Annotated in this window: 16 protein-coding genes; 8 read left to right on the top strand and 8 right to left on the bottom strand. The window is 70.1% G+C overall.

The genetic code is table 11. The features are described 5' to 3' along the window. Nucleotides 1-34 precede the first annotated feature (34 nt). The 3 genes from ACZ4WQ_RS18940 to ACZ4WQ_RS18930 all read right to left on the bottom strand — a co-directional run bounded on the left by ACZ4WQ_RS18940 (nucleotide 35) and on the right by ACZ4WQ_RS18930 (nucleotide 3,986). Nucleotides 35-2,176 (bottom strand): hypothetical protein, encoded by a 2,142-nt coding sequence (locus ACZ4WQ_RS18940; RefSeq protein WP_398371311.1) that lies wholly within the window; start codon nucleotides 2,174-2,176, stop codon nucleotides 35-37. Nucleotides 2,177-2,475: 299 nt separating this feature from the next. After that, on the bottom strand, nucleotides 2,476-3,291 hold the full coding sequence (locus ACZ4WQ_RS18935; RefSeq protein WP_311729841.1) for an AfsR/SARP family transcriptional regulator: 816 nt from the start codon (nucleotides 3,289-3,291) through the stop codon (nucleotides 2,476-2,478). 23 nt (nucleotides 3,292-3,314) lie between these two features. Further along, the gene (locus tag ACZ4WQ_RS18930) at nucleotides 3,315-3,986 is read right to left on the bottom strand and encodes a TetR/AcrR family transcriptional regulator (protein ID WP_468022293.1); all 672 of its coding nucleotides are present in this window, start codon (nucleotides 3,984-3,986) and stop codon (nucleotides 3,315-3,317) included. Between the two features lie 137 nt (nucleotides 3,987-4,123). On the opposite strand from ACZ4WQ_RS18930, the gene ACZ4WQ_RS18925 reads away from it, so the two are divergent. Beyond that, nucleotides 4,124-4,747 carry a malonic semialdehyde reductase gene (locus ACZ4WQ_RS18925; protein ID WP_398371307.1) on the top strand — a complete coding sequence of 208 codons (624 nt, stop codon included), beginning with the start codon at nucleotides 4,124-4,126 and terminating at the stop codon, nucleotides 4,745-4,747. A gap of 60 nt (nucleotides 4,748-4,807) precedes the next feature. Here ACZ4WQ_RS18925 and ACZ4WQ_RS18920 read toward each other — a convergent pair whose 3' ends face one another. From ACZ4WQ_RS18920 to ACZ4WQ_RS18910, 3 genes are all read right to left on the bottom strand, one after another. Then, nucleotides 4,808-5,206 carry a nuclear transport factor 2 family protein gene (locus ACZ4WQ_RS18920; RefSeq protein ID WP_385343278.1) on the bottom strand — a complete coding sequence of 133 codons (399 nt, stop codon included), beginning with the start codon at nucleotides 5,204-5,206 and terminating at the stop codon, nucleotides 4,808-4,810. Nucleotides 5,207-5,282: 76 nt separating this feature from the next. Continuing rightward, on the bottom strand, nucleotides 5,283-6,227 hold the full coding sequence (locus tag ACZ4WQ_RS18915; RefSeq protein WP_311729837.1) for an NAD-dependent epimerase/dehydratase family protein: 945 nt from the start codon (nucleotides 6,225-6,227) through the stop codon (nucleotides 5,283-5,285). Between the two features lie 71 nt (nucleotides 6,228-6,298). Continuing rightward, entirely contained in the window at nucleotides 6,299-9,133 is a 2,835-nt protein-coding gene (locus ACZ4WQ_RS18910; RefSeq protein ID WP_398371304.1) for an AMP-binding protein, read from the bottom strand. 311 nt (nucleotides 9,134-9,444) lie between these two features. Between ACZ4WQ_RS18910 and ACZ4WQ_RS18905 the strand changes: the two genes are divergently transcribed. The 4 genes from ACZ4WQ_RS18905 (at nucleotide 9,445) to ACZ4WQ_RS18890 (ending at nucleotide 13,168) form a co-directional block, all read left to right on the top strand. Further along, a complete protein-coding gene (locus ACZ4WQ_RS18905) occupies nucleotides 9,445-10,329 on the top strand; it encodes a DUF4097 family beta strand repeat-containing protein (protein WP_398371302.1) in 885 nt (294 codons plus the stop codon). Further along, the gene (locus ACZ4WQ_RS18900) at nucleotides 10,329-11,387 is read left to right on the top strand and encodes a PadR family transcriptional regulator (RefSeq protein WP_398371300.1); all 1,059 of its coding nucleotides are present in this window, start codon (nucleotides 10,329-10,331) and stop codon (nucleotides 11,385-11,387) included. The genes ACZ4WQ_RS18905 and ACZ4WQ_RS18900 overlap by 1 nt, the downstream gene beginning before the upstream one ends. A 92-nt stretch (nucleotides 11,388-11,479) precedes the next feature. Continuing rightward, a complete protein-coding gene (locus ACZ4WQ_RS18895; protein WP_361183248.1) occupies nucleotides 11,480-12,361 on the top strand; it encodes an SCO6745 family protein in 882 nt (293 codons plus the stop codon). Nucleotides 12,362-12,451: 90 nt separating this feature from the next. Beyond that, a complete protein-coding gene (locus ACZ4WQ_RS18890) occupies nucleotides 12,452-13,168 on the top strand; it encodes an antibiotic biosynthesis monooxygenase (RefSeq protein WP_385343288.1) in 717 nt (238 codons plus the stop codon). A gap of 38 nt (nucleotides 13,169-13,206) precedes the next feature. On the opposite strand, the gene ACZ4WQ_RS18885 is transcribed toward ACZ4WQ_RS18890, so the two are convergent. Then, nucleotides 13,207-14,169, bottom strand: coding sequence for a zinc-binding dehydrogenase (locus ACZ4WQ_RS18885; RefSeq protein ID WP_311729831.1), 963 nt, complete (start codon nucleotides 14,167-14,169; stop codon nucleotides 13,207-13,209). 161 nt (nucleotides 14,170-14,330) lie between these two features. Further along, entirely contained in the window at nucleotides 14,331-15,563 is a 1,233-nt protein-coding gene (locus ACZ4WQ_RS18880; RefSeq protein WP_358845903.1) for an NAD(P)-dependent malic enzyme, read from the bottom strand. 531 nt (nucleotides 15,564-16,094) lie between these two features. Between ACZ4WQ_RS18880 and ACZ4WQ_RS18875 the strand changes: the two genes are divergently transcribed. From ACZ4WQ_RS18875 to ACZ4WQ_RS18865, 3 genes are read left to right on the top strand one after another with little or no spacing between them, the layout of a single operon-like run. After that, the gene (locus ACZ4WQ_RS18875) at nucleotides 16,095-17,057 is read left to right on the top strand and encodes an ABC transporter substrate-binding protein (protein WP_385343293.1); all 963 of its coding nucleotides are present in this window, start codon (nucleotides 16,095-16,097) and stop codon (nucleotides 17,055-17,057) included. Between the two features lie 37 nt (nucleotides 17,058-17,094). After that, nucleotides 17,095-18,045, top strand: a complete 951-nt coding sequence (locus ACZ4WQ_RS18870) for an amino acid ABC transporter permease (protein WP_311729828.1) — start codon at nucleotides 17,095-17,097, stop codon at nucleotides 18,043-18,045. Nucleotides 18,046-18,050: 5 nt separating this feature from the next. Then, on the top strand, nucleotides 18,051-18,803 hold the full coding sequence (locus tag ACZ4WQ_RS18865; protein ID WP_311729864.1) for an amino acid ABC transporter ATP-binding protein: 753 nt from the start codon (nucleotides 18,051-18,053) through the stop codon (nucleotides 18,801-18,803). The last annotated feature ends 47 nt before the right edge of the window (nucleotides 18,804-18,850 follow it).

The following is an 18,850-nucleotide window of genomic DNA, read 5'->3' as shown; positions in this document are numbered from 1 at the left end:
GGCCCGGACCGAGGCCCGGGCCCGGGCTCCCGGCTCAGCCGTCCAGGTAGATGAGGCCTTCCGTCCGGGCGCTGTCGTAACGCTCCTGGCCGGAGCCGACGAGGTGTCGCGACAACCCGCTCTCGGCGCTGTAGCCGTTCTCCTTGGCCCAGCCCGCGACGAGATGGTTCACCTGCTTCTGGCCGGTGGTGAAGTGATACTCCGTCTCCCCCGCCGCCGCGTGCCCCGCCTGGGCGATCTGGTCTTCCTTCCAGTCGTAGACGCCCGCGTAGAGAATGCGGTAGACGGCGTCCGTGACGAAGCCGGTGGCCGGGCCCTTGCCGGCGAGCGAGGCGCCGGCGCTGGCAGCGGCCTGTATACCCCCGGTGATGACGAACTCGCCGGTCTGGGCGTGGTTGGCCCAGGAAACGGCGTCGTCCTTCTTGTCGCGGGCGATGTCGGAGCTGATTCCGTCGTAGAAACCGAAGACGGAGGACGCCCCTTCGATGGCCGAGGCACGTTCATTGGGGTCGTGGAAGTCCGTCTTGGTCAGCGTCCCGGCGGCGTAGAAGCGCTCGGCCTCGTACATCTCGTCGAATGCCTTACCGTCTTCCGACACACCGCGCATGATGCGGACGAGGCTCTCCCGGGGGACGGACATATGGGAGTCCTTGGGGTCGCTCGTGCCGTCGTTCCACACGCCGTCCTTGTCCATGTACATGCCCGTGCGGGTCAGGATCTCATGGGTTTCGGGTGTGTAGTCGACGAGCATGCGGCCCATGTTGTCGCGCAGGTTCGGGTGCAGATCGCCCCCGTGGCGGCCCTCGTCCAGGAGCTTGATGGTGTCGCGCATGATGCGGGCCTCGGCATCGGTGTGATAGCCGAGAACGTGGTCCGTGCCGGGGACGTTTCCGGTGGCCCCCGCTTCGAGCGCGGGCCCCAGACCCTGACGGCTGTCGGGGTCGTCACGGTAGTAGATGTCGCCGTCCGGGGTCTGCATCACGATCTTGGGCCAGTTGCGGTCCTGGAGCACATAGCGCAAGTGGTCGTTCGAGCCGTCCACGCCCGGATCGAGGAATGCCTTGGCGACGTCGGGCTGCTTGCCCATGATGCCGAGCAGATCATCGAGCGGGTCGGTGGATTCGAGGCTGTGCCCGGCGCCCTTCTGCCACTTGTCGGTGCCGTCCTTTTTCTCCAGAGCGATGAGATCGTTCCCGAGATCGAGCAGGAACTTCTTCCCGTAGTTCTTGCCGTGAGTCATGAGGTTGAGGAACGACTGGTAGCCGTAGAGGCTTTCCCCGATGCGCCCGAAGTTCTCGGTGCCCACCTTGCGCAGCCCCTCCTGCCACTTCTTGTAGAAGGGGTCGGAGGGGGACTTGGTCGCGGTGGCCAGCGAGGTGGCCACGCCTTCCTGGAGGGCGCGGAAGTCCTTGTCGTCGCCGTCCTTGGCGAGGCTGTTGAACTTGTTGTTCAGCTGGATGGTGGCCTTGGGGCCCATGGCGTCCAGGAATGTCTGGCTGAACGCCTTGTCGTGCTGGTTGTCCCGGAACAGCCGCTGGAGTTCGGCCATCTCCTTGTCGCTGAGCTTGTCGCCGGAGTTGATTCTGGTCGAGAGCTCCTCGGCTTCCTTGGCCTCGACCTTCTCGATGTCGCCTTCGGCCTTGTCGTTGAACCCGTTGACCGCGCCGTCGATGAGATCGGGGTCCTGAACGGCCGCCTTGAGTGCGAGCTTCACGCCCTGGTCGGCGTCGTCGACGGCCTTGACCGCCGCGTCGATGTGCCGGGTCCAGGTCTGCTCGGCCTCATGCGTTCCCGGGTCGTGCCGCGCCGCGTTGGCGGCGCTCGCGCCGGCCTTCGAGTAGTCGTAACTCGCGACACCGGCGTCCGAGACCTTCATCCCGGCCTTCTGCGCGTCCGCGACCGCCGATTTCACCTTCCCGCGCAGCTCCACGAACTGGCTGTGCGCGTCCCGGAGAATCGAGGCGATGGCGCGGGCTTCCTTGGGCGCCGCGGTGAACTGGTGATCGGTCAGCTGCATATTGGGGCGCGCGACCAGGTTCGCCTGGCCGGTCCAGCTCCCGTCGAGCCCCACCGACTTGACCTTGCTGTCGTAGATCCTCTGGACCGCTTCGAACTTCTTGGCGGCCTCGTCCCATTTGGTGGCGGCCGTTTCGAGAAGGGACAGATCGGTGGTCATGACCTGGCGGTACGTGAGCACGATTCCCCTTCAGCGGTTCTTGGCGGCGCGAGACGGGGACGGCGTGTCTTGCGGATATGGAGCGAGCGGGACGAACAGCATGATTCCCCCGTGGCCGGTCATCAAGTGGAACGCCACATTCGGCGATTGCACTTTAGGAAGCTAGCAGCGCCACGTACAGACCTGGCTCGAAGATCAGAAGCTTGAGGACGATCTGAGGCGGCCGGCGGCAGCGGCGTCCGCGTCGGCGACCTCGAGCAGTCGCGCGGTGGGCCGCACGGACGTCGGGCCACCACCCGTTACGCCACCACCGGCCCCCGCCCCGCCGCCCCCGACTCGAAGTCCAGGCGGGGGTCGGAGGCCAGCACCGCCTGCTGGAGGCGCTGGAGCCTGGCCGACGGTTCGAGCCCCAGCTCCTCCGTCATGGCCATGCGCAGCCGCTGGTAGACCGCGAGGGCGCGGGTGCGCTGGCCGGAGCGGTGGAGCGCGAGCATGTAGTGGCCGTGGATGCCCTCGTGGAAGCGGTGCTCGACGACGAGGGAGGCCAGGTCGCTCAGCGCCTCCTGGTGGCCGCCGAGCCGCAGCCGGGTCTCGATGCTCCGCTCGGTGACCGTGAGCCGGGACTGTTCGAGCCGGGCGACCTCGGCCTGGAGGGGGCGCCCGTGCGGCGTGACGTCGACCAGGGCCGGGCCCTGCCAGATCGACAGCGCCCGCCGGAGCGCCGCGTCGGCGGCCCGCTCGTCGCCCATCTCCAGGGCGCGCTCGCCGTCGGCGACGAGGTCGCGGTAGCGGTGGACGTCGAGCTGGCCGTAGCGCAGCACCACGGCGTAGCCGCCGGGCCTGGTCTGGAGGACGTCCCGGGCGACCGCGGTCGACGGGACGCCGAGCGCCTGCGCCAGCAGCTTGCGCAGATGCAGGACGTAGGTCTGGAGCGTGGTCAGCCCGGTGCGCGGCGGCCGCTCGCCCCACAGCTCGGTCATCAGGGTCTGTACGGGCACCATCCGGCCGTCGTGGAGCAGCAGCAGGGACAGGACCTTGCGCGGCTTCATCGCGCTGGGCACCGCCGACTGTTCGCCGAGGCGCAGCGTCAGCGGTCCGAGGACGCTCACATGCATAGGTGGTGCCACCTCCTCACACATCACCTGCGGTACGCGCGTACGAACAGGTCTGCGGCCTTCTCGCAGATGGCCGCGGCTTCGTGCCCGGGCAGCGGGCGGGTGCCGTACATCGACTGGTGCAGACCCTGCTGGACGAGCAGGGCGACGAACTGGCGGGCGACGGTGGCCGGGTCGTCGACGCTCAGCTCGCCGCGCTCGGCGCGGCGGGTGAGCAGGTCGACGAGGTGTTCGACGAGCTGCCTGGGTTCCCCCTCGGCGCAGGCCAGGCGCAGCGACGGATGGCGGGCCACCTCGGCGATGACCAGGCGGCGCAGCGCGGAGGCGCGCTCGTCGAGCAGTACGTGGAGCACCCGGTGGCCGAAGGTCACCAGGGCGGTCTCGGCGTCCGTGTCGTCCTGTCCCCCCGACGCGTCGGCGGGATCGGAGCCGAGGACGGGGGCGAAGTCGGCGGCCACCCGCTCGCGTTCGCCCTCGACGGCCGCGAGGAACAGCCGCTCCTTGTCGCCGAAGTGGTTGTAGACGGTCTGCTTGGACACCCTGGCCTCGTCGGCGATGACGTCCACGCTCGCCCGGGTGTATCCCTCGCGCAGGAAGACGGCGACGGCCGCCTCCAATATGGCCTGGCGCTTGGCGGGCTGAGGGCCCGCCGGCCGGCCCACGGTGCCGCGCCGCGGCGCGCTGTCCGTCCGCACAGGCCCGTCCTCCTGACTCCCCCGGTTTCGGTGCGCTCTTGCCCCCAATGGACTTGCGAGTCTAGCCTTCCATCACTTCACTGGACTAGCCAGTCCAGTCCAATAAATGACGACCCGGCCCACGAGGAGACAGCTCCATGAGCACACCGGAGAACAGCGACGCCGCCCTCAGCCACCTCACCCTGGCGCCCGAGGCGCAGAACCAGCTGTTCCTGGAGGCCCGTACGGCCAACACGTTCACCGACGAGCCGGTCACGGACGAGCAGGTCCGCGCCATCTACGAACTGGTCAAGTACGCCCCCACATCGATGAACCAGCAGCCGCTGCGCGTGGTCCTGGTGCGCTCGCCGGAGGCCCGCGCCCGCCTCGTGTCGTACATGACCGGGCGCAACCAGGAGAAGACGGCGAAGGCGCCGCTGGTGGCGATCCTCGCGGCGGACCTGGACTTCCACGAGGAGCTGCCCCGGCTGGTGCCGTTCATGGACAGCCCGCAGGACCTCTTCGCGGAGCCGGGCCTGCGCGAGGCCTCGGCGCGGTTCAACACCGCCCTCCAGGTGGGCTACTTCATCCTGGGCGTGCGGGCGGCGGGGCTGGCCGCCGGGCCGATGATCGGCTTCGACCCCGAGGCCGTGTCCAAGGAGTTCTTCGAGGACGGCCGGCACCGGGCGCTGTGCGTGGTCAACATCGGCCGGCCGGGGCCCGAGGCCTGGATGGGCCGGCTGCCGCGCCTGGACTACGCGGAGGTCGTCACCACGGCGTGACGCACGAACGGACCGCCTGTGCCCCGGCGGTAGGGCACAGGCGGTCCGTTCATGCGGGGGTCAGCTCTCGATCAGTTCATGGAACGCCACGGTGTCGAAGATGTCCTCCATCCTCGTCGCCTTGCCGTCCCGCATCGTCCAGGAGTGGACGAAGGCCAAGGTCATGGTGGTGCCGGTGCGCGAGGTCACCTCGCGGGTGCCGAAGACGACCACCCGGTCCCCCTGCTCGATGAACTCCTCGGGTCTGAGTCTCATCCCGCCGAGCACCGTCGGGACATGCGCGAGGAATTCCTTGATCCCCGCATGGCCCAGCTTGGTGCCGCCGAGGCCGTACTTGGCCATCCCGTCCGGGTGGACCCACTCCACGTCCGGGTGCATCCCGGAGAGGATCCCCTCGACGTCCCGGTCGCGGAAGCCCGCGTAGCACCCCTGGATGGCCTCGATGTTCTGTGACGCCACGGTGGTTCGAATCTCCTCGGTCTCTTCTCGGTCTCTTCTCGGTGTCTGCTCGGTGTCTGCTCGGTGTCTGCTCGGATCAGGCTGCCGGGGCGGCCGGACGCGGCTTGACGTGGTCGGGGTACAGCGCCTCCAGGGTCTGCCGCACCCCCTCGCGCCAGGGCACCCGGCAGGGACCGGTGAGCGCCAGGCGCCGCGCCGGGTCGAACTGGTAGGTCTCCCGGGTGACCTGGCTGGGCACCAGCTGGGCCGCGACGCCGGTGAGCTCCTCGAGATAGCGGACGCAGTCGGTCATGCCGACCGATTCGTCGCCGCCCCAGTTGACCAGCGTCGCGGGCACGGACGCGGCCGCCCACAGCCTGGGCACCTGGTCGACGAGGTCGTCGGTGTGGAGCAGCGAGCACCAGTTCTGACCCTCCAGCGGCACCGGTATCGGCTGGCCGGCCAGCATCCGCTTGAAGTAGAGCATCGGCACCCCGCCATAGCCCCCGGGCCCGTACGCGATGTTGAGCCGGGCGATGGTGGTCGGCAGGTCCAGCACGCTCGCGAAGGCCCGTACGGCGCCCTCGGCGGCGATCTTGCCCACGGGATAGGCCGGCAGCCAGTCGGCCACCCCGTCCACGGGGTCGTCCTCGGCGTACCGGTGGTCCAGGGTCTGCCGCTTGTAGAGCGCGCCCGTGGAGACGTAGAGGAACGCCTCCGCGCCTCGGCAGTGGGTCATCAGCCGGCCGCAGGCGACCGAATTGACCTCGATCGCGGCGTTGACGTCACCGTCCTCGCCGCGCCGCACGGCCGAGTGGATGACGTGGGTGAAGTCGTCGGGGAGCCCGTCGTACCCGGCCCCGCTCAGGTCGTCCATGTCCCAGTGGCGCGTCCTGATCCCGCGGGCGTTCAGCTCCTCCTCGACGCCCGGGGTGCCGAACCGGCCCAGGCACCAGACCTCGTTGTGCTCGGCCAGCGCCTCGGCCACCGGGCGGGCGACCTGTCCGGTGCCGCCCGTGACCAGGATCTTCTTGCCTTCCAACCTGCTCTTCTCCTCTTGCTCTCCGTCGACTGCCTGCCGTCGACTGCCTGCCGTCGGCTACGTGCCGTCGACTACGTGCCGTCGCCCAGCGCGCGGTCGAGCTCCCTGCGCAGGATGGCCTGGAAGGCCGCGACGTGCTGCGGCCCCATCAGGGTGTAGTGCTCACCCGGTACGTCGATGTACCGGTTGGCCTCGGTGCTGTGCTCGTCCCATCTGCGCAGCTCGTTGTCGAGCCAGTCCTGCTTGGTGCCGCGCAGCGGGATCGCGTAGAAGACCGTCATCGACCGGGTGGTGCCGGTGGGCGTGTAGCCGCGGCCGAGGTCGGTGAGCCCGCTGGCGAGCGCGGCCCAGGCGGCGAACTTCTCCAGGTCCAGATCGAGCTCGGCCAGCCGGCCGGCCGGGGCGATCTCGAGGAGGTGCGCCAGCTGCTCCTCCCGGGGCAGCCCGCGCAGCTGCCCGGGGAGGTCGAGGGACTGCTTCTTGTTGATCAGGTCGAGGAAGAAGGCGAGGTTGGTCGCGGTCTCGACGAAGTCCAGCTCGTCCATGCGGTACTTGATGTGCGGAGGGAGGTTGAAGCTGCCGACGAAGTCGACGCGCTCGCCCCGGGCCTCCAGCGCCTTGGCGATCTCGAAGGCCACGGCGCCGCCGTACGAATAGCCGGCGACCGCGTAGGGGCCGTGGGGCTGGGTGGCGCGGATGGCGTCGACGTAGGTGGCCACCATCTCCTCGAAGCTCCCGAAGGGCCGCTCGCCCTCGTTGAACCCCCGGGCGCGCAGGGCGTAGAAGGGCCGGTCGCCGACGAAGTACTTGGCGAGGTTGACGAAGACCAGGACCTCGCCGACGCCCGGGTGGACACAGAACAGCGGCGTCTTGTCGCCGGCGGCCTGAAGCGGCACCACCGGGTCGTACGCCGTGGCGGCGGGCGAGCCGCCCCCGTCGATCCGGGCGGCGAGCTGCCGCACCGAGGGGGCGGTGAGCACGGCGATGACCGGCAGGTCGGCGCCGCCGAGGCGGCGGGCCACCTGGCGGCGCAGCCGCAGGATGTCCAGCGAGGTCCCGCCGAGGTCGAAGAAGCTCGCGGTGACGCTGACCTGGTCCGGGGCCAGGTCGAACATCTCGGCGTAGATCTCGGCGAGCACCCGCTCGGTCCCGCCCTCCGGCGCCGTGTATCCGCCGAGCCTGCGGGTGGTCAGCTCGGCGACGCGCGCGATGACGTCGTCGAAGCCGCCGGACTCCAGGCGCGTGCGCATCCGCCGGCGCAGCGTCTTGCCCAGGCTGGTCTTGGGGAACGCCTCCTTGGGCAGCGGCAGGATGAGGGAGGGGCGGAACCCCCAGTGCATCACCACGGTCGAGCGCACGGCGGTGAGCAGCCGGTACAGCCCCGCCTCGTCGTCCTCCGCCGTCTCGGGGTGGACGGCGATCACCAGCTGCTCGGTGTCGCTGCCGGGCCGCCGGGTCGGGAAGGCCGCGGCGTAGCCGCCCGCCACGCCGTCCAGCTGCTCCAGCACGGCCTCCATCTCATGGCTGAAGTAGTTGACGCCGTTGACGATGACGCTGTCCTTGCTGCGCCCGACCAGGGTGAGCCGGCCGTCGTCGATGCGGCCCAGGTCGCCGCTGCGGAACCAGCCGTCGGGGGTGAAGGCCTCCGCGGTGGCCTCCGGGTCGTTGTAATAGCCCGCCGTGATCATCGGGCCGCTGAGCTGAAGCTCCCCCACCTCGCCCGCGGGCAGCGCGCGATGCTCGTCGTCGGCCACCCGGATGGACAGCGCCATGACGGGGGTGCCGAGGTTGGCGAACTCCTGGCCGGTGTCGGCGGCGGGGAAGTCGCGGTTGTAGATGCTGCCCGCGCAGGTCTCGGTCATGCCGAAGGCGGGCCAGAGGGCGGACCTCCGCAGGCCGTACGGGGCGTAGTTGGCGAGAAATGCCTCACCGGTGGCGACCACATTGGCCTCGCCGCCGCTCACGATGTGGCGCAGGGCGCTCAGGTCGAGCCGCTCCCCGCCCGCCTCGGCCTCCTCACCCGCCTCCGCCGCCTCCGCCGCCTCCTCCGCCTCTGCGAGTTCCCGAGCCGCGGCATTCAGCGGGCCGAGGAGAAAATTCGGCGTGAAGGTCATCGTCACCTGGTGGCGGGATATGATGCGGAGAAACCGCAGAGGCTCCTCGAGTATGACCGAGGCCGGGGCGTGCAATTGGTTCGCGCCTGTGTAGAGCGGCAGCATATGCGCTTCGAGAAGCGCCGCGACATGGTCGTAGGAAATCCAGTTGAAAGTGGTGTCGGCGGCGGTCAGCCGCTGTTTTTCCGCCTTTCCGGCCATGGACGCGAGCACGTTTCCATGGGAGAGCATCACGGCCTTGGAATTCCCGGTGGAGCCGGAGGTCAGCACCAGCAGCGCGAGGTCCTCCGGCGCGGCCCGGTGGATGTCCGGCGCGGGTTCGCCGCCGCCGAGCTCCTCCGCGGACGCCACGGCGAGCCCGGGCACCGCGGGCAGCTCGGCGCGCATCGCCTCGGTGGTGACCAGCAGCGGTCCGTCGAGCAGCCGGTTGACATGGGCGAGTTGCGCGGCCCAGCGGGCGGGGTCGCCGGGCACCGGCACCATGGGGCAGGGGACGAACCCGCCGAGCAGACAGGCCCAGAAAACGGTGAGGAATTCCCGCTGGCCGTCCAGCAGCAGCACGACCTTGTCATGCGGCTTCAGCCCGCGGGATCGCAGTGCGGTGAGCAATCGGAGCGCGGAATCAAGAAGCTCTGGATAGGACTGACGTGTTGATTCGCTCTCCGCGCCTTCGGCCAAGTAACCTACCCCCGAATAGGGGTAATCGTCCGCTGCCCTGACCAGCAGCTGGGCCACAGAACGCAGATCCCGAGCGTCTTCGGGTGTGATGTATTTCAAGGGCTGTGCCGGCATGACCCAATTTGACCCTTCCCCCCCGATTCCGAGGCCCTGAAGGTAACAGCCTCGAACATTCGCACTCCATGACTCTCCAGCAAGGCTCTAGCGGCGCTCTAGCGGAATCCCCGGACGACACCCTCGTCAGGAATCAGCCATTCCGTTCCTCGCCGCCGCCCCGCGCCCGGAACCGGCCCCGCCTCCGCCGCCGCTTGACTCTCCGGATCCGCGATATATCGTGTCTAGCAGGAGACGCGATATGTTGCGTCGCATCCGTCACGGGGTCCGGTCCGGGGTCCCGTCAGCGTCCAGCCCAGGGGAGGCCAGGGATGTCAGCCGGGTCGAAGTGGTCGTTGACCGAACCGCAGAAGCTCACCTTCGACGACCCCGTGTCCACCCTCCAGGTGCGCGTCGTCGGCGGCACCGTCAACGTCGTCGGAACCGACACCGGGCCCACCCGCCTGGAGCTGGCGGAGATCGACGGGCCGCCGCTGATCGTCACCCACGAGGAAGGCGTACTGCGGGTCGGATACGACGACGTCCCGTGGAAGGGCTGGCTCAAGTGGCTCGACCACAAGAGCTGGAACCGCACGGTCCATCTCACCCTCACCGTGCCCACCGGCACCAGCGCCTCGATCGGCGCGGTCGGCGCCGGCACCGTGCTCTCCGGGCTCGGCGGCCGCACCGATGTGCACGGCGTCACCGGCGACTTCACCCTGGTCGGGCTGACCGGCCCGGTCCGGGCCGACACCGTCTCGGGCCGGGTCGAGGCCCAGGCCGTCACCGGGCGGCTGCGCTTCAACTCCGTCTCCGGCGACCTGACCGTCATCGAGGGCTCGAGCGCCTCCGTGCGCGCCGACTCCGTCAGCGGCGACATCCTCCTCGACCTCGCCCCCGTCGCCGCCCCGGGCGGCGCGGACATCGCCCTCACCACCGTGTCCGGCGAGATCGCGATCCGGCTGCCGCACCCCGCCGACGCGGAGGTAGAGGCGCACACCACGAGCGGCGCCGTCTCCAACGCCTTCGAGAATCTGCGGGTCAGCGGGCAGTGGGGGGCCAAGAAGATCTCCGGCCGGCTCGGCGCCGGCCATGGCAGGCTCAAGGCCACCACCGTCTCGGGCGCGATAGCGCTGCTGCGCCGCCCGCCCACCGGAGAAGAGGATGCGGCCGGCCCGGCGCAAGGCCCTGACCGCCCCGAAGGAAAGGTCCTCTGATGCCGCCCGTATTCGCCCACGGCCGACTGCGCCTGTACCTCCTCAAGCTGCTCGACGAGGCGCCGCGCCACGGCTACGAGGTCATCCGCCTGCTGGAGGAGCGCTTCCAGGGCCTGTACGCGCCCTCCGCCGGCACCGTGTACCCCCGGCTGGCCAAGCTGGAGGCCGAGGGCCTGGTCACCCACACCACCGAGGGCGGCCGCAAGGTCTACTCCATCACCGACGCCGGCCGCGCCGAACTGGCCGACCGCGGCGGCGAGCTGGCCGACCTGGAGGTCGAGATCCGCGAGTCCGTCGCCGAGCTGGCCGCCGAGATCCGGGAGGACGTACGCGGCTCCGCCAGCGATCTGCGGCGCGAGATGCGGGAGGCGGCGCAGCAGGCCCGCACCTCCGGCAACGGCTCGAACGGCTCGGGCAGGTCGGGCGGCTCCGCCGAGCAGCCGGGGCCGTCGTGGGAGGGCCCGTGGGGGGACAAGGAGGCGTGGCGGCTGGCGAAGGAGGAGATGCGCCGCGCCAAGGACGAGTGGAAGGAGCAGGCGCGCCGGGCCAAGCAGGAGAGCCGCCGGGCGCGGCAGGACGCCCAGCGCGCCCGGCAACAGGCCAAGGACGCCCAGGACTTCGCGCGCGAGGAGATGCAGCGGATGGCCCGGCGGCTTCAGGAGCAGACGCAGGAACACCTCCGGGCGGGCGACTGGCAGCGCGCGGTCCGGGAGGGGCTGGCCGAGGTGTCGCGCGGCATGGGCCGTATCTCACGGCAGAACGCCGGGGGCGCGGAGCGGGCCGAGCCGGAGGTCGTCGTCGAGCGCGTGGATCTGCCGGAGACGGAGAAGGAGACGGCGGCTGAGGCCGGGCCCGAGCCGGAGTGGGCCCGGGACTTCACCCCGTCCGGCGACCCTGCCCGCGACCTGGACCGGCTGCTGGACCGCTTCCGCGACGACATCCGCGACACGGCCCGCGACCACGGCGTGAACGCCGAACAGGCGGCCGAGGCCCGGCGGCGGCTCGCGGCCACCGCGGCGCGGATCAACGCGCTGCTGCGGGGACGTACGGAGGAATAGGCCTCACCCTCCCCATGCTCTGGCTATCCTTCGGCCTCGGCTTTCCCCCGCTTCCGCCCGCCCTCGCCAGAGTCTCATCCGAAGAGGTAAGAGTGACGCAGTATCAAGCGCTCGCCCGCCGCATGTGGCACCAGCTGGAGCCGGTGCACGCATGTCTCTACTTCGCTCCGCAGGCATCCGAGGAGGCCGCGGCGCTCGGCTACGACGTCGAGTCCCGCTGGCCCAGCTATTTCGCCTGGCGGGCCGCCCCGCTGGGCCCGGTCGGCCCCGAGCTGGTGACGGCCACGTTCTACAGCTTCAGCCCGCGCACCATAGCCGAGTACATCCCCGCCGTCTGGTCGACGGCCGCCCCGGACAAGGTGGTGGCCGCCCGGCTGCGGGCGGTCGACCGTACGTACCGCGCGCTGCTCGGCGACCGGATCGACGGGCCGGACATCGCCGAGGCCGCGGCCCTGGCCAAGGAGGCGGCCGAGGCCGCGACCCTGGCCGCCCGCCCCATCGCCGCCGCCAACCGCGACCTCGGCTGGTCCGACGAGCCGCACCTCGCCCTGTGGCAGGCCACCGCCGTGCTGCGGGAGCATCGCGGGGACGGCCACCTGGCCGCGCTGCTCACCGCCGGTCTCGACCCGTGCGAGTCGCTGGTGTCCTTCGCGGGGATCGGCGCCGCTCCGACGGCCAACTTCGGCGGCCGCGGCTGGACCGCGGAGGAGTGGAGCGCCGCGGCCGGCCGACTGGCCGAGCGCGGCTGGCTCGACGCGGAGGGGAACGCCACCGAGCGCGGCCGGCAGGGCCGCGACGCGATCGAGCGGCTGACGGACGAGCTGGCCGCCGAGCCCTGGCGCGCGCTCGGCACGGAGCGCGCCGAGCGGCTGGCGAGCCTGGTCCACCCGCTGCTCGCGGCGGTGTTCGAGGCGGGCATGCTGCCCATGCAGAGCACGCTGGGCATCGCCGCGGTCCAGGTCGCGTACGAGTAGCGAACGGCCTTGACCTCAACCTCGGTTGAGGTATCAGGATCGCGGGCGAAGGCGAAGCGGCCTTCGCCCGCGATCCCGAAGGAGCCCCCCATGCTCGGTCCCACCAGCCCACTCCCCGACCTCGCGCGCCCCGACGTCGGCGCCGCCCTGTTCTCCACCTGGGGCGTCGGCACCCCCGAGCGGCAGCGGGCGACGGTGGATGCCCTCGCCCACTCCTGGGACTCCCGTCCGTGGCCGAGCCCGGAGCTGTTCTCGCAGAACGTGTATGTGGGAATGGACGGCGAGACGCTGATGCACCACGCCCAGTGGGCGAGCGAGGAGGCGTACCTCGCCTTCGTCCGCGCCCAGCGCCAGGAGCGGGTGGACGAGATCGACGCCGCCGTGCCGGGCATCGAGCGCCACGGCATCGCCAACTACCGCCGCTACCGCGGCTTCGACACCCGGGCGGCGGGCGATCCCCGGGTGCCCGGGTGCATCGTCGTCATCAGGGCCGACTTCGACGACCCCGCCCCGGAGCTGCGGCGGAGGTGGATCGACGCGGTCATCGAGGCCCTGGAGACCGACCCCGCCCCGAGCCCTGACCTCATCTCCGCCGACTTCCACCTGATCGTCGACGGCGCCCGCCATCTGGCCAACGACCGGGCGCAGGTGCTCAACTACGCCCAGTGGACCAGCGAGGAGGCGTACGACGCGGCCATCGCCGCCGACGATCCGACCCCTGAGTGGGAGCGGGTCAGGCACTTCCCCGGGTTCCAGGGCACCACGGCCAAGCGGTACCGCTTCGCGCGGAGCTTCATACGGCCGTAAAGCTGTGAAGCCGTGAAGCCGTAAAAGCCCTCAGACCCTCAGACCGTCAGCACGACCTTGCCGAAGAGGTCCCCGCTCGCCATCTTCTCGAACCCCTCGCGGGCCCGGTCCAGCGGCAGCACCGAGTCGATGACCGGCCGCACGCCGCGCGCCGCGCAGAAGCTCAGCAGGTCCTCCAGCTCCTCCTTGCTGCCCATCGTGGAGCCGACGACCTTCAGCTCCAGGAAGAAGATCCGGTTGAGCTCGGCGGACTTGGGGCTCGGCCCGCTGGTCGCGCCCGAGATGACCAGCGTTCCACCGGGCTTGAGCGACTTGACCGAGTGCGACCAGGTCGCCGCGCCCACCGTCTCGATCACCGCGTCCACGCGCCGCGGCAGCCGCTCCCCCGGCTCGTACGCGCCCTCGGCCCCCAGGTCGACCGCGCGCTTGCGCTTGGCCTCGTCCCGGCTGGTGGCCAGCACCCGCAGCCCGGCCGCCGCGCCCAGCACGATGGCCGCGGTGGCCACGCCGCCGCCCGCGCCCTGGACCAGGACGCTGTCGCCGGGGCGCACGCCCGCGTTGGTGAACAGCATGCGGTAGGCGGTCAGCCAGGCCGTCGGCAGGCAGGCCGCCTCCTCGAAGGAGAGCTCCGGGGGCTTGGGCAGCAGATTCCAGGTGGGGACGGCGACCTTCTCCGCGAAGGTGCCCTGGTAACGCTCGGTGAGGATGGAGCGGGGCTCGCGCGCGCCGACGCCGTGCCCGGTCTGTCCGATGACCGAGTGGACGACGACGTCGTTGCCGTCCTCGTCGATCCCGGCCGCGTCACAGCCGAGGATCATCGGCAGCGACTCCTCGCCGAGGCCGACGCCGCGCAGCGACCACAGGTCGTGGTGGTTGAGCGAGGCGGCCTTGACGGTGATGGTCGTCCAGCCGGGGCGCGTCTCGGGCTCGGGGCGTTCGCCCAGTTCGAGGCCGTTCAGCGGCTGGTCACGGTCGATACGTGCGGCGTAGGCAGCGAACATGATCCCGACGATAGGGGCGGCGGGCCGGGCGGCGGAACCACGCCGCGGTGTGACACGCGCCGCGCGTACGAACGGCCGCCCGCGCCCGTACGACGACCGGGCCGCCACCTCCATGCGAGGCGGCGGCCCGGCCGTCGTATACGACGCGCGCCCTGGGGGACTCAGCGGCGCGCCACGCCCTCCGCGCGCGCCGCCGCCGCGACGGCCGCGGTCACGGCCGGGGCGACCCGGTCGTCGAACGGCGAGGGGATGACCGTGTCGGCGCTCAGCTCGTCGGCCACCACGGCGGCCAGCGCCTCGGCGGCGGCGAGCTTCATGCCCTCGGTGATCCGGGAGGCCCGGACCTGAAGCGCGCCGGCGAAGATGCCCGGGAAGGCCAGAACGTTGTTGATCTGGTTCGGGAAGTCGCTGCGGCCGGTGGCGACCACCGCGGCGTACTTGTGGGCGACGTCCGGGTGGATCTCCGGGGTCGGGTTGGCCATGGCGAAGATGAAGCAGCCGGGCGCCATCTTGGCGACCGCCTGCTCGGGGACGGTGCCGCCGCTGACGCCGATGAAGACGTCGGCGCCGTCCAGCGCGGCCTCCATGGGCCCGGTCAGACCGGCCTTGTTGGTGAAGCCGGCCAGCTCCCGCTTGACGTCGGTGAGGTCCTCGCGGTCGGCGGACACGATGCCCTTGCGGTCGCAGACCGCGACATCCCCGATCCCCGCCTCGACGAGGATCTTGGCGATGGCGACGCCCGCGGCGCCGGCGCCGGAGATGACGGCGCGCAGCTGGCCGAGCGAGCGGTCGGTCAGCTTGGCCGCGTTGCGCAGCGCGGCGAGGGTGACGACCGCCGTGCCGTGCTGGTCGTCGTGGAAGATCGGGATGTCGACGCGCTCCTGGAGCTTGCGCTCGATCTCGAAGCAGCGCGGGGCGGAGATGTCCTCCAGGTTCACGCCGCCGAAGGAGGGGGCGAGTCGGACGACGGTCTCGACGATCTCGTCCACCTCGCGGCAGTCGAGGGCGATCGGCACCGCGTCGACGCCGCCGAACTGCTTGAAGAGGATGGCCTTGCCCTCCATCACGGGCAGGGAGGCCTCCGGACCGATGTCGCCGAGCCCGAGCACCGCGCTGCCGTCCGTGACGACCGCGACGACGTGGGACTTCCAGGTGTACTCGTCGACCAGCTCGGGCTTCTCCGCGATGGCGCTGCAGACCTTCGCGACGCCCGGCGTGTAGGCGAGGGACAGATCGTCCTTGTTCCGCACCGGCACCGTCGCCTCGATGGCCATCTTGCCGCCCCGGTGCAGCGCGAAGGCCGGATCGAAGGGCTCGCCGTCCGCGACTCCCTCCGCGTCTCCGGCGCTTCCGTTCGTGCTGTCGCTGCGAGGATTCGCGATCTCCGCTGCCACTATTTGACCCCTTTGTCGTATTTCTGTTGAGGGTATCCGCCCCTGGTTGGGGAGCGGGCGGGCACCGCGTCCGGGTCCCACTGGGCGGATATCCGCCGCTGGGTCCAGATTCGAACGCCGGGCGCGCCGCACACGCGCCCCGAGCCCCGGGTGAGGGGGGTAACCGTCCGTTCTACCGGAAGGGCTCCTCCGGGGACGAACGGTTTCCCGCCGCGGTCGTATGTGTGGTGTTCGAATACCTCGCGTTACCTGCGAAAGCGATTGAATCACCCTTGAACGTCCACCACTCGAGACGTTTCCCTATGTGATCAAACGTGATGAACGTCTCGTTCCGCTCATTGGCCGCGGTCTTCCGGCCGGGCGTTTCCGCCCCTGTGCACCACGGGGGTCGCCCGTTACCCGATTTTGACATGGCTGGACGTCTGATCGAGCCAGTCCGGTGGCAAGATGCCCCAATCACACAGGGTCGCGACACCCACAAACGTGTTCTGGCCCATCCGGACACCCTCTCACCCCGCAGGAGGAACGAGCATGACCGCCAGCATTACGCGCCGACGCAGCCGACGGACCGGCATGAAGTCCAAGGCGGCCGTCGCCGGCGCGATCGCGGTCACCGGTGCCCTGCTCCTGACGGGCTGTGGCGACCAGAGGGACAAGACGAACACCACCAGAGGCGCCACCACGGCCCCGCTCTTCAGCATGTTGCCGAAGAAGATCCAGAGCGCGGGCGTGATCAAGGTCGGCTCGGACATCAACTACCCGCCGGTGGAGTTCAGGAAGAACGGGCAGGTCATCGGCCTGGACCCGGACCTCGCCGCCGCGATGGGCAAGGTCCTCGGCGTGGAGTTCAAGTTCAACAACGGCACGTTCGACGGTCTGCTGACCGGCCTGCGCTCCAAGCGGTACGACATCGCCATGTCGGCCATGACCGACAACAAGAGCCGCCAGGACGGCGTCGACCCCGAGACCGGCAAGCCGGTCGGCGAGGGCGTCGACTTCGTGGACTACTTCACGGCCGGTGTGTCGATGTACACCAGGAAGGGCGAGGACCAGGGGATCAAGACCTGGGACGACCTGTGCGGCAAGGACGTCGTCGTCCAGCGCGGCACCACCTCCCACGACCTGGCCAAGGCCCAGAGCAAGACCTGCGAGAAGAACCACAAGAGCAAGATCTCGATCGAGGCCTACGCGAACGACACCGAGGCCCAGACCCGGCTGCTCGGCGGCGGCGGTGACGCCGGCGCCAGCGACTTCCCGGTCGCCGCCTACGCCGTGAAGACCTCGGGCGGCGGCAATGACTTCCAGGTGGTGGGCGAGCAGGTCGAGGCGGCCCCGTACGGCATAGCCGTGGCCAAGGGGAACACCGAGCTGCGCGATGCGCTGCGGCAGGCGCTGGCCTTCATCATCGCGAACGGCGAATACGACAAGATCATCGCCAAGTGGGGCGTCCAGGACGGCGCGGTCCTCAAGGCCATCGTCAACGGCGGCAAGTGACCCGGCCTCCCCTCTCCCCCACTGAAAGGCTCTTTCCGTGACTGTTGAGATCGACAAGGTGGGTCCCCAGGACGCCCCACCGCCCCCACCCGAGCCGGAGAACATCAAGGCCATCCCGGTGCGGCACTACGGGCGCTGGGTCGCGGCGGTCGTGGTCATCGCCTTCCTGGCGTCAATCGTGTACGCCTTCTCCCAAGGGAAGGTGAACTGGGGAGCCATCCCGGATTACTTCTTCAACGACCAGATCCTCAAGGGCGTCGGCAAGACCGTCTGGATCACGATCGCCTCCATGGCGCTCGGCGTGGTCCTCGGCATCCTCCTCGCGGTGATGCGGCTGTCCAAGAACCCGGTGACCGCCTCCATCGCCTGGGGCTACATCTGGTTCTTCCGCGGCACCCCGGTCTATGTGCAGCTGCTGCTGTGGTTCAACCTCGGGCTGATCTTCGAGTACATCAACCTCGGCCCGATCTACCAGGACGAGTGGTCGGACTTCATGACCCCGTTCCTGGCCGCCCTGCTGGGGCTCGGCCTGAACGAGGCCGCGTACATGGCGGAGATCTGCCGCGCGGGCATCCAGGCCGTCGACGAGGGCCAGACCGAGGCGGCGCACGCGCTGGGCATGAGCCACGCCAAGACGCTGCGCCGGGTGGTGCTGCCGCAGGCGATGCGGGTGATCGTGCCGCCGACCGGCAATGAGTTCATCAACATGCTCAAGACCACCTCGCTGGTCGTCGCCGTGCAGTACTGGGATCTGCTCCAGGCCACCAGCGAGGTCGGCCAGACCTCCGGCGCGCCCGCGGAGATGCTCTTCCTCGCGGCCCTCTGGTATCTCATCCTGACCTCCGTCCTGAGCGTGGGCCAGTTCTACCTGGAGCGGTACTACGCCCGCGGCTCGAGCCGCAGCCTGCCCATGACCCCGCTCCAGCGGATCCGGGTCAATCTCTTCTCCTTCTCCAACCGACCCTCCGGAGGTGTGGGCACGTCATGAACGCCATGGTGAAGGCCGAAGGCGTCCACAAGTCCTTCGGCGCGCTACAGGTCCTCAAGGGCATCGACCTGGAGGTCGCGCCCCGCGAGGTGTTCTGTCTGATCGGCCCGTCCGGCTCCGGGAAGTCCACCTTCCTGCGCTGTATCAACCACCTGGAGAAGATCAACTCCGGGCGGCTGTACGTGGACGGCGAGCTGGTCGGCTACCGGCAGAAGGGCGACAAGCTCTACGAGCTCAAGGACCGCGAGGTCGCCGCGAAGCGCCGGGACATCGGCATGGTCTTCCAGCGCTTCAACCTCTTCCCGCACATGACCGCGGTGGAGAACGTCATGGAGGCGCCGGTCCAGGTCAAGGGCGAGGCCAAGGCGGTCGCCCGGGAGCGCGCGCTGCGGCTGCTCGACCGGGTGGGCCTGTCCGACAAGGCCGGCAACTACCCCTCGCAGCTCTCCGGCGGCCAGCAGCAGCGCGTCGCCATCGCGCGGGCGCTGGCCATGGAGCCCAAGCTGATGCTCTTCGACGAGCCCACCTCGGCGCTCGACCCCGAGCTGGTCGGCGATGTGCTGGACGTGATGCGCGGGCTGGCCGAGGACGGCATGACCATGGTCGTGGTGACCCACGAGATGGGCTTCGCCCGGGAGGTCGGGGACTCGATCGTCTTCATGGACGACGGGGTGGTCGTGGAGTCCGGGCACCCGCGCGAGGTGCTCACCAACCCGCGGCACGAACGGACCAAGTCGTTCCTCTCGAAGGTTCTTTAGGCCCTCCAGAGCTGTCCCGCGGCGCACGACGGGTGGTACGGGCCGGA

This window comes from Streptomyces sp. NPDC028305 (genome assembly GCF_055569495.1).
The sequence above is the reverse complement of the archived record's forward strand: the minus strand, read 5'-3'. Positions and strand labels throughout refer to the sequence as shown.